The sequence below is a fragment of the Rhodococcus sp. EPR-134 genome (assembly GCF_001647205.1).
Classification (GTDB): Bacteria; Actinomycetota; Actinomycetes; order Mycobacteriales; family Mycobacteriaceae; genus Rhodococcus_F; species Rhodococcus_F qingshengii.
On record NZ_LVCT01000113.1, the window covers coordinates 1 to 2,845 of the forward strand.

Annotated in this window: 3 protein-coding genes; 1 reads left to right on the top strand and 2 read right to left on the bottom strand. The window is 61.8% G+C overall.

Annotation, left to right across the window (positions count from 1 at the left end):
* On the bottom strand, window positions 1-1,224 hold a 1,224-nt coding region (locus tag A2J01_RS05310), incomplete at its 3' end, for a SulP family inorganic anion transporter (RefSeq protein ID WP_064112246.1).
* Between the two features lie 351 nt (window positions 1,225-1,575).
* Here A2J01_RS05310 and A2J01_RS05315 point away from each other — a divergent pair.
* Window positions 1,576-1,986: a pyridoxamine 5'-phosphate oxidase family protein gene (locus A2J01_RS05315; RefSeq protein ID WP_064073725.1), complete on the top strand. Its 411-nt coding sequence runs from the start codon at window positions 1,576-1,578 to the stop codon at window positions 1,984-1,986.
* A gap of 150 nt (window positions 1,987-2,136) precedes the next feature.
* Here A2J01_RS05315 and A2J01_RS05320 read toward each other — a convergent pair whose 3' ends face one another.
* The gene (locus A2J01_RS05320) at window positions 2,137-2,562 is read right to left on the bottom strand and encodes a MerR family transcriptional regulator (RefSeq protein ID WP_003944676.1); all 426 of its coding nucleotides are present in this window, start codon (window positions 2,560-2,562) and stop codon (window positions 2,137-2,139) included.
* Window positions 2,563-2,845 lie beyond the last annotated feature (283 nt).

Consider the following 2,845-nt stretch of genomic DNA (forward strand, 5'->3'; position numbering starts at 1 on the left):
GAGTCCGTCCTCGTTGGTGTCCGCTTCGGACACCTTCTCCACATTCGTCAGATGCGCGACGCGGCGGGCGAACATCACCATCGCCGTCAGCACACCGACGATCACGCCGTAGGCGAGGTTGTGTGTGGTGACGGTGACGATCACGGTGGCGGCCATGACGAGGGTTTCGCTACGCGGCATGCGGCGCAGGGTCTTCGGGTGCACACTGTGCCAGTCCATGGTTCCGACGGAGACCATGATCATCACCGCTGCGAGCGCGGCCATCGGGATCAAGGCGACGACGTCACCGAGTCCGACGACGAGGATCAGCAAGAACACTCCGGCCAGGAACGTCGAGATGCGGGTGCGGGCGCCGGATGCTTTGACGTTGATCATGGTCTGGCCGACCATCGCGCAACCACCCATGCCACCGAAGAATCCGGTCAGGACGTTCGATACTCCCTGCGCCCACCCTTCGCGGGTCTTGTTCGAGTGCGTGTCGGTGATGTCGTCGACCAACTTCGCCGTCATCAGCGATTCGAGGAGGCCGACCAGCGCCATCGCCAGCGCGTAGGGAGCGATGATGGTGAAGGTGTCGACGGTGAGCGGCACATCAGGAAAGAACAGCGACGGCAGGCTCGACGGCAATTCGCCCTCGTCCCCGACGTCGGGGACGTTCAACGCGAAGACCACCGTCGCCGCGGTCAGCAGCACGATCGCCACCAGTGGTGCCGGTACTGCGGTGGTGAGTTTGGGGAGCAGGATCATCACCAGCAATCCGACTCCGACCATCGGATACACCATGGCGGGGACACCGATCAGGTGTGGGAATTGGGAGGTGAAGATCAAGATCGCCAGTGCGTTGACGAAACCGATCATCACGCTGCGCGGGATGAAACGCATCAACTTGGCAACACCGAGGACACCGAAGGCGATCTGAAAGATGCCGGCCAGGATGACGGTGGCGATGAAGTAATCCAGTCCGTATTCACGTGCAACCGGCGCAATGACCAGGGCTATCGCACCGGTAGCGGCGGAGATCATTGCCGGGCGGCCTCCGAGGAATGCGATGGAGACGGCCATGACGAAGGATGCGAACAGCCCCACACGGGGGTCTACGCCGGCGATGATGGAGAACGCGATCGCCTCGGGAATCAAGGCGAGGGCAACGACCAATCCGGCGAGGACCTCGGTTTTGAGTAGTCGCGGTGATCGCAAGGCGCTCATGACCGTCGGTGCGGTCATCTGTGCGTCCCGAATGGTCGAGGGTGGTGAGGCATGTGCTGCCACGATGCTCCGTTCACGTGTGAGCAGGAGAGTTCCTACTCGGCTGGGGTGGCGCGTCGTGCGCCGGGGATGCGTGCGGCAAACCTGGGAATCTCCTGGCCGCGGCCGCCTGGACAGGCGACGGGGTTGACCGAGAACGGCGAACCCTACTCTTACGGAATGGTAGAGTTTGGTTACCGGATAGGCAAAATAGTGTGACGCGCCCCACCGTGCCGTGAAGAAAGATCGGGGCATGTGGGTAACCCGCATCCACGTTCTTGCAGTACTGGGCGCAGCTGCTGCGCATGACCGTGACCGAAGGGGACAACGATGGCGGCGGAGAATGTGGAGAAACTTCACGCACTGTTGCGCACACTGGACACGGTGATGGTCACGACCGTCGACGATCAGAACCGGTTGATCAGCAGGCCGATGGCCTTGCGCGTGGGCGATTTCGGCGGAACTTTGTTCTTCCTTGCTCCGACGAACTCGCGCATCATCTCCCACATCGCCGCGAGATCGGCGGTCAACATATCGTTCACATCGGCGAACAGTTCCGTATCCCTCACTGGTACTGCGGATTTCACCACCAACTACAACAGTGTGGCCGAGCACTGGCACAGCATGCTTGCCCCGTGGCTCCCCCGCGGAACCACCGGGGCGGCGCTGATCGAGGTCACCATCGACGAGGCGAGATTCTGGAGCGTTCCCCACGGTTCGACAGGAGCTACCGGCGCCTAGCGCTCGCCTGTCACCGCAATTCAGCCGTGTCGAATCGCCGGAATATCAAGTGCGCAATAATAGTTCACAGACCGGAGGCAATCCGAATATCTGGACGGAGAGCCTCGACCCGCCCTGGGACGGGGCCTACTCCGCCGGCGCGCTCCCGGATCAGAGAGATGCCGGCGACGATGAACCCGAAGTCGCGCTTCGCGCTGCGAGCAGTTCGGTCAGTTCCTCGGCGTACGCCAATTGCCGCCGAAGCGTGGTGCAGCTCTCCGAAGCCTTGCCGTGGCATTCGTTGATGAAGTCCTCCGCCTCGGAGCGCTCTTTCTCGGTAGCCGAGTCGTCGTTGACGACGTCGAGCGCATCGAGTAGGCCTTTCATTTCGGCCAGGGTGAATCCGAGTGGCTTCATACGCCGAATAACCAGTAGGCGTTCGACATCGGCTTCGGTGTAGAGACGGAAACCGCCGACGCTTCTCTCCGAGGGAACGACCAATCCGACGTCGTCGTAATGCCGCACGGTGCGGATGGACAACTCGGTGCGGTGCGCGACCTGCCCAATCTGCATATGCATGCCGTCGTCGTCACCCATCGGTGCACCTCCACATCCATCTACCCGGCCTTGAATGACGGGCAGATGTTTGCGCCCGCGCTCGGTGACCACTCTAGCGAGCACCCGCATCGGACCAGACCTGCCGGACCGAACGCGAGGTGCGAGCCACCAAACTCTACTGTAACGTACGGGTAGAGTTGCCGTCCTGAGTTGATCGGCGAAAATCCGAGGAGACAGTTCGTTGCCTGTTCCATCGCTGACGTCACCCCGCTGGGCACCTGTCACCATTGCCATGGGTACCGCATTCTCGATTGCGGTGGTC